The 8,025-nt window shown below is 65.8% G+C and carries 5 protein-coding genes; 3 read left to right on the forward strand and 2 right to left on the reverse strand.

Annotated elements, in window-relative coordinates; all coding sequences use genetic code 11:
• The coding region (locus tag ACFWB8_RS35920; protein ID WP_385237173.1) for a transposase at window positions 1-408 on the forward strand (408 nt) is incomplete at its 5' end.
• Between the two features lie 222 nt (window positions 409-630).
• On the opposite strand, the gene ACFWB8_RS35925 is transcribed toward ACFWB8_RS35920, so the two are convergent.
• On the reverse strand, window positions 631-4,743 hold the full coding sequence (locus tag ACFWB8_RS35925) for an NACHT domain-containing protein (protein WP_385237176.1): 4,113 nt from the start codon (window positions 4,741-4,743) through the stop codon (window positions 631-633).
• Between the two features lie 571 nt (window positions 4,744-5,314).
• Here ACFWB8_RS35925 and istA point away from each other — a divergent pair.
• Together istA and istB are read left to right on the forward strand one after the other, a co-directional pair.
• Complete coding sequence (istA, locus tag ACFWB8_RS35930; protein ID WP_385237179.1) at window positions 5,315-6,733, forward strand: IS21 family transposase; 1,419 nt, start codon at window positions 5,315-5,317, stop codon at window positions 6,731-6,733.
• Window positions 6,730-7,500, forward strand: a complete 771-nt coding sequence (gene istB, locus ACFWB8_RS35935; protein ID WP_138359593.1) for an IS21-like element helper ATPase IstB — start codon at window positions 6,730-6,732, stop codon at window positions 7,498-7,500. The genes istA and istB overlap by 4 nt, the downstream gene beginning before the upstream one ends.
• Before the next feature lie 34 nt (window positions 7,501-7,534).
• Here the strand turns inward: istB and ACFWB8_RS35940 are convergent, their stop codons facing one another.
• On the reverse strand, window positions 7,535-7,909 hold the full coding sequence (locus tag ACFWB8_RS35940) for a hypothetical protein (protein WP_385237183.1): 375 nt from the start codon (window positions 7,907-7,909) through the stop codon (window positions 7,535-7,537).
• Between the last annotated feature and the right edge of the window lie 116 nt (window positions 7,910-8,025).

Genomic DNA, 8,025 nt, shown 5'->3' on the forward strand with positions numbered 1-8,025 from the left:
ATCATGTCTGCGGTCGCTTCGCGGGGCGTGCTGTGGTTCACCGTCTTCCCGGAGAAGTTCACCGCGGACGTGTTCTGCGCGTTCCTCGACCGTCTCGCCCGACAGGCCCGCCGCAAGGTGCACGTCATCGTGGACCGGCACCCGGTCCACCGCAGCAAGGCCGTCAAGGAGTGGCTCGCCGAGAACGCCGAGCGGATCGAGCTGCACCTGATGCCCGGCTACAGCCCGGAACTCAACCCCGACGAGCTGCTGAACGCCGACCTGAAACACCACGTCCACGCGGCCCGCGCCACCTCGACTGACGATCTCGCCCGCGAAACCCGGCGCTTCCTGCACCGGCGACAGCGCCAACCCCGCATCGTGACCGGCTACTTCCACGGCCGACACGTCCACTACACGATCCAGTAGGAAACCCACCAGTTTCGGCTCAATACAAGACCCTGTTGAAGCAACTTCGGTACACGAAGTTGTAGACGTCGACGCCAGCACCGCTGTGGTGTTCGACTCCGAGGACGCGAGGGCTGTCGCGGCACTGACGAGTTAAGCGGTTCAGGGGACGTCGTTAATACTCCCGGAGCCTGACTTAGAATCCAGGCCGAAGATCATTTCGTTAGGGGATGTAACACCCATTCACACCGTGCTCTGGGCTCCAGGAGGGCGGCAGTCAAGGACCCGAGCAAGGACAGAGAGGCCGTGCTGGGCGGCCTGGTCGTGCTGATGACGCTCGATCTCCTCCTTGGTGTGCTTCGGCGAACAGCGCGGACGGCTCTGCCGGTCCCACAGCTCGCAGTCGAAGAAGCCGACCAAGAAGATCCCGGCTGTGTGAGGGCGGCGTAGGTAGCGGTCCACAAGCTGGGTGGTCAAGGCGGTGGATAGGCCAGGGTTCCAGCAGCCCTTGCATTCGATTACCACCGTGAGGGGTTCGACTTGGGGATGGGCGATGGCGGCCTGGATGTGAATATCAGTGCGGCCTCCGCCAGCACCCGGCCGGTCGACTTGGACCTCGCGGTTGAGAACGACGCGTCGGCCTACGAGGTGGATCTTCAGTAGTCCCATGACCAGGTCACTGAAATCCTCCTCCCAGGTCGGCCACATGGCACCGACGTCCTTGCTGGCGGCGCGGTTCCACAAGAGGATCGCCATCCCGTTGGGGCCCGAGAAGGCGTCCTGAACGTGGTCGAGGGCTTCCATGACGACGTCGAGGAGCTGGGCCTCGTCGGTAATCACACGCAGGGCATGGTCGGCCGCCAGTTTCCGTAGATGGTGGACGGGCAGAGGTGCAGATTGCTTCCGGGCTGCCTCGCGTGCGGTGCTGCGTGCCAGGCGGCGCAGCCAGTCGGGATTGTGGGTGGTACCGGATACGGCTAGGCGGGCGAGATGGCTGGCTGCTTGTGGTGTGGCCTTGTCAGCCATCAAGCGGGCGAGAAGGTCGGCGAGGTCGTGGAGGGTCTCATCCGTTGTGTGCGAATAGACGACTCCCACCTCGTGCTCTGGCCGGGGGCGACGGAGTTCTTCTCGTCGGCACAGGAGGGTGTAGAGGTCGGCGAGATCCGCTTCGTCGAGGGCAGCAATTCCTGGCCAAGACTGGGCGGTGGGGCGGGTGTGGAGGAGCGCTCGGTCGATCACGTCACGGAACAGGACGTCGTCAGCGTCGAGAGCCTGGCGTACGTGCGGCCAGCTGGCGGGCAGGGCGGTCAGCGACATCAGGGCCGTGACTGCGCTGATCCAGCGTTGCCTGCCGTCGGGGTCCCCTGCGGGTCCGGCGGCCACGACGCGCTGCAGCGCAGGCAGGGCGGCGTCGCCGTCGAAATGAGTCAGCGCCGTCATCACTGCAGTCCAAGATTCGGCGGCCCTCGTGGGGTCTGCAACCCATTCGCAGACAAGGGCAAGAGGTCGCTCTGCGCGGAGCCTGTGCAGGAACCCGATGAGTTCGGTGAGCCTGTAGGGCTCTAGGCGGTCCAGACAGGCTGCGAGAGCGGGCTCGAAGGCGGAGCCGACGCGGCGTGCGCATCGCTCGAAGAGCCGGTCGTGCAGTTCTTCGTCGCCAGCCACAGGCGTCATGGTGGCGATGGCCAGTGCCCAGCCTGTCCATCGAGCAACGTCCGTTGTCGGCACGCTGGCTTCCCACTTTTCGTCCGTGACGAAGACGGCCGCGGTCAGCTCGGGGACGTGGTGCCGCTCGGTTCCCCATTTTTCAACGTGGTCCGAGTTCCAGACCGGAGCGGTGCGCAGGACATGCAGCGCTGCTTCGACGAGGTCGGCATACAGTGCGCTGCCTTCCGGCGGGCACGAGGGTGCTGTGGCTACAGCCCCGAGCATGGTGATTTCCTTGGCACGGCTGCCGTTGCGGGTCCGGTGGAGGTGGCCGAGAACCATGATCCAGGCCTGACGCACTTGGTCGCGGTCTGCGGTGTGCACTGCGGCCAGTGCGCGGGTGAACTCTTCCTCATCGAAGGTGTTCAGGCGGCGCTGCTCGCGCTCGCGTTCTTCTTGGCGGAGCTTCCACGTAGGTGCAGGTGCATCCCACCATTGAGTGTCCTGGTGGAGCTCCGGGTCTGCTTGACGTGCCACCTCCACGGCCTGTCTGAGGGTGTCATCGAGGGGGCGTGGCCTGTTGCTGAACAGCCGGCGGGCGGCGCGGCGGGCATGGGGCGGGAGCTGTAGCCAGCCTTCGGCCCAGTAGAGCAGGTCGTCTTCAGGGAACAGGCCGGTCTCGGTGGAGAAGACCAGTTCTTCAGCGCACTCTTGGTCGCCGTTGTGCAGCACGTCGCTGGCGAGGAGACGGCGGGCCTCTCGGTCGGCGCTCAGGGACTGCCTGACGAGCTCAATCGCTGTTCGCGCGTCCCCGGTATGCAGGTCGTCGCTGGCTGCGAGCGCGAGCAGTCCTTGGGAGATGCTCTGTCGGCTGGGCCCGGGCGCTCCTGGCACAGGGTGAGTAAGGAGACGAACGGATTGCGCGAGTACGCCGATGGCGAGTACGGCTTTGGAGGTGTCTCCGCCGAGAGTGGCGACGGCCCAGCTCAGGGCGGCGTCCACGTTGTCGGGGGTGATCAATTCCATGAACTGTTCCAGCTTCGTCTCGTACCGCCATGACTCACGAGGGGGAAGCCGGTCGAGATATTCGGTCAGTGTCAGCTGACCGGGCCACAGATACTCAAGAGCTGCTGCAGCGATGCTGGGCTTGTCGTCGACGGAGAGGCTGTGTAGCCGCGTCAGCGCCTCTTGGTCGTAGTCAATTTTAGTTATCCCAGCGAGCGCGAAGGCCCGCATATCGACCGGCGCTTCGGTGTCTTCGGCGAGGGACAGCAAACCTGCGGTCAGGCCCGCTGGCTGGCATGCGGCTGCAACCCAGAGCGCGAGATAGCGGCCGTTCGGGTGGGCCTGCGAAGTCAGGAACGGTGTGAGCTGTTCGGCGAGTTCCGGATGGTCCAGCCGGGCCAGGAGGGCGAGCTCAAGGTAGCCGGGGGTGGTGTCAGCTGCAGTGTCCAGGAGGGCCTGGGCCACTCGCCTGCGGCGATCGTCTGGCAGAGCGGGTAGGTCGGCCAGGAGGGCGACCCACGGATCGTGGGCGACCAGGTCGTCGAACAGGTCCGGGTCGCCGACCGCCAGTCGGGCGGCGACCTCCTCGTGCTCGGGAAGGATGTGGCGGGCTGGCCCGCTGCCGGCCCAGAGCAGCTCTCTGCGTACCTCAGGTGCGAGCCGGTCGCGGAGGAACTCTGCCGCTAGGTGTTCCTGGTAGCTGCGATGAGCAAAGACCCAGCGACGTTGGCCGACAGGGACCAGGAGACCAGACTCGGTCAGATGCTGAAGTTCGGCGCGCCCGCAGGGCTTTCCTGGGAGGTCGGTGCCGACCAGGACGTCCAGGTGCACGTCACCGGTCCGGGGTTCCTCATCAGCAAGAGCCGTGCTGCGGCTGAATTGCAGCACCGCGGCTGTCCAGCGAGCGACATCGAGTAGATCATCCGCTGTGGGGCGGTTCTGGCGCTGCTCGAATGCCTGCTGCCAGGTCTCAGTGCACAGGGTGCGGCAAGCCTGTCCATAAGCCTCGGCCACCGTCTCGGGCAGCTTTTCGCCGTGTTCTTGGGACTTCAGAAGCGGGATCAGGGTGGCTGGCTGCTCGGCCAGTGCTGCCAGGACCCGGGTCGAGACCTGTTCGGTGAACGCTGCAGCGTCCAAGCCGTGTCCCTCGGCCGCGGTCTCAATGTGCTGGCGGGTCAGCGGCGCGAGCACCATCAGCGCAACCTGTCCGTCCGCGGGCCATAGCTCTCGCAGCCCCCGCTCAAGGACCTCGGGCCAACGTGTGGTGCGACAGACAATACGCAAACGGAGCTTTGCACGTAGTTCGGGCCGGGTCTGGCGCAGCTCGCGCAGCAGAGCCTTCTCCAGGTTGGTGATGGCGCTCATGCCCTCGTCGAGCCCGTCCAGCAGCACATGCTGGACGGGCCGGTCCTCTGGCACAGTGAGGTGCTGTCGCAGATCGGCACCGGCCGAGATCGTGTCTGAGACGTCCTGCCCCAGGTGAAGCGACGCGACCGCCACTCCGTCGTCCGTGAGCAGGGTGCGCTCCTGGTCCAGCGCCACCGACTTCCCAGAACCGCGCTCCCCCAGCACTACGACGACCGGCACGTCGCGCATCTCGCCCAAGGAGACCAGGCCGGTATCTCGCCCAGTCGAGAAGGACGAACGCTGGTCCTGGACATCGTTGTGCAGAGGACGCAGGGAACGTCGCCACCCGTAGTACATCTGCCCATTGTCCTGTGCCTCAGCTCGATGCCGAAGTGGTTTCGCGACATCGGCCGACACGTTGTCCCTGCCTGGGCTCTCCTGCTATTCGGAGCTTTGCGACATCTGACTGCACCATAGGAGTCAGTCAGGCCGCACATCGCCTGAGCGGAGAGCCACATCCGCGGCGTAGGAAGCCCAGTCGCCCGCGGAGATTTGCTGCCATGTCACGGCCGTGGCCGTGTTGCTGCCGAGAAGCCGGGCGCGGAAAGCAGCGGGGAGCTCAGCGGCGAGAGCGAACAATGCCGTGGAACGGTCGGGGCGCGGGAGCAGGCCGATCTTCTTCAGGCGTTCGTCGAGGCTGGCGAACTCGAGGGGAGTTCCGGGGCGAATGCCTGGGAAGAGCCGACTCGTGTCGCCCCCGGCCGTGCCGTCCTTTACCCGTCCGCGGTGGCGGGTAGTGGCCAGGTGTCGGCGTACACGTGAACGTCCCCAGCCTCGTACGGATGAAAAGGGACAGTTGCTGATGCGGTGAGACCTGCTGCTCGGCACTCTGCTGCTTGGTCGATACGTGCGGCGGAGGGGGCTGGCAGTGGTCTTGGATCCGCAGCGTTGGCTGGAGCTTCGGCGCTTTCGCGGCTTGCTGGAGTCCGGGGCGATGAGCCTGTCGGAGATCGCGAGGGAGACCGGGCTGGACCGCAAGACGGTCCGTAAGTACCTCTCGGCGCCGGGGTCGGCAACGCCTCCACGTCGGTCGCCGAGCGGGCGGTCGCGGGCGAGGGTGATCGACGAGTTCGGGCCGCTGATCGACTCGATGCTCCGGGCCGAGGTCCTGATGAAGGCCGCGGTCATCCACGAGCGGCTGGCCCAGGAGTACGGCTTCACTGGCAACTATCAGCGGGTCAAGCTCTACGTTCAGACGGCCCGGCCGAGGATCGCTGAGGAACTCGGGATCACGCCTAAGGAACTGGCGGGGATGCACCGCCGGTTCGAGGTGATCCCAGGCGCCCAGGCCCAGGTCGACTGGGGTGATGAGGGCAAGATCCTCGCCCACATGGGCATCGCGAAGGTCTACTCCTTCCACATGACGCTGTCGTACTCCCGCGACCCGTTCTGCTGCTTCACCACCAGCCAGGACCTGCAGACCTTCTTCGACTGCCACCGCCGGGCGTTCGCACACTTCGGCGGGGCTCCGATGACGATCGTCTACGACCGGACCAAGACCGTCGTCCGCCGCCACGTCGCCCCTGGTGAGGCGGTCCCGCTGCATCCGGAAGCGGTCGGCTTCGCCGGCCACTACGACTTCGACATCGACGTCCTGGCCGCCTACCGGCCGCAGGGAAAGGGCCGGGTCGAAAGACAGGTCCTGATCGTCCGCGACCACGTCCTGTCCGGCCGGTCCTTCTCCTCCGTCGAGGAGATGGACGCCGCGTTCAGCGCCTGGGTGCCCCAGCGGCGGGCCCAGATCCACAAGACCCACCGCGAGGTCATCGCGGAGCGGGCGGCGAGGGACCACGCGGCTCTCAAGCCGCTGCCTCCGACTCCGTATCTGGTGGCCGAGCGGCAGCTGCGGCACGTCGGCAAGGATTGTCTGGTTGCCTTCGACGGCAACCTCTACTCGGTGCCGGCCCGCAGGGTCCGCCCGCGGCAGCTGGTCGAGATCCGGGCTACAAAGTCCCAGGTCATGCTGCATGCCACCCTTGCCGACGCCCACGGCGCCACGCTACTGGCGACCCATCCCCGGGCGATCGGACGCGGTGCCCGTGTCGTCGACGAGTCTCACTGGGACGGCTTGCCGACCGGCAAGGGACGCCGGACCACTACCGGCGAAATCCCGATCCAGCCTCGTCAGGAACGGCCACGGGGCGAGGAGGTCGGGCCTTTGCAGGCCCTGCTGAACCGGGCTGCGGCCACCCGGGTCGAGGTCGGCCGACGGCCTTTGTCGGTCTATGACGAGCTGACCGGCACACGTCCCTTCACCACCAACCGAGCGACGAAGGAATCGTCTTGAGCGAGCTCACCGGCAACCGCATCCGCACCACGGCCGGCAAGCTCGGCCTGCCCCACCTCGCTGAAACCATCAACGAGTTCACCCGTCGGGCTGACGAGGCGAAGATGGGTTACCTCGACTTCCTCGACCTGGTCCTCTCCGAGGAACTGGCCGTCCGCGACGACCGGCGCTTCCGCCAGGGCCTGCGGCTCTCCCGGCTGCCGCACCACAAGACACTCGATGAGTACGACTTCTCGTTCCAGCCCGACCTCGACCCGCGCAAGGTCAAAGACCTCGCGACCCTCTCGTTCGTCGAGGCCAAGGCGAACGCCGCTCTCCTGGGTCCGCCCGGGGTCGGCAAAACACACATCGCCGTCGCTCTCGCCGTTGCGGCTTGCCGGGCCGGCTACTCCGTCTACTTCACCAGCCTCGACGACATGGTCCGCAACCTCAAAGCCGCCGAAGCCGCCGGACGCCTGGCCAACAAGCTCGGCACCTACCTCCGGCCGGGCGTCCTCGTGGTCGACGAAGTGGGCTACGAGATCCTCGAACGCGGAGAGGCGAACCTGGTCTTCCAGGTCATCTCAAAGAGGTATGAAAAGGGCTCGATCATCCTGACCTCGAACAAGACCTTCAGCGAATGGGGACAGGTGTTCGGCGACGAAGTCCTCGCCACCGCCATCCTCGACCGCCTCCTCCACCACTGCGACGTGATCTCCATCAACGGACCGAGCTACCGGCTCAAGAACCGGCTCAAGGCCATCGAACGGGATACAGACGTGGCCTGACAGGCCACGTCGCACATAGCGGCCGGGTGCTTGATCAGTCGTCTTCGAGTCGCTGAAAGATCGAGCAGAACTCGTCGGTCTCGATCAGTCCGGCGATCACGCGGGTCATGTTGTCGATGCCGGGATCCCGGACGATCAGGCCGTCCGAGACCCAGAAGTAGCGGCCACCGAGAGCCTCGCCGCTTCCTGCCCAGACCTCCATCAAGCGTTCGACTTCCGCGACCGTGAAGACAGTCGCAGTCCACTGTGAGCCGTCCTTGAGGTCCACGTAGACATCGACGTTGCACACCAAGTCCAAGTCCTCGCCTGAACTGGGCAGGAACGATGCCTCGAAGGCATCCGCGCGAACCCGGTACCACGGCCCGTCCCAACCTCGTTCGACCGATCCAGGCGATGCGTTGTGACTCATCACGCGAGTGTCTCCGGCCGGCCGGGTGTGTCCAGTTAACGGCTGATCTTGGTTTTGAGGTTCAGTTGTTGGCTGGGGTGAGCCGGCCCTCGAAGGCGATCTGGAAGGCGTTCAGG

The sequence above is a fragment of the Streptomyces sp. NPDC060031 genome (assembly GCF_042736805.1).
Classification (GTDB): Bacteria; Actinomycetota; Actinomycetes; order Streptomycetales; family Streptomycetaceae; genus Streptomyces.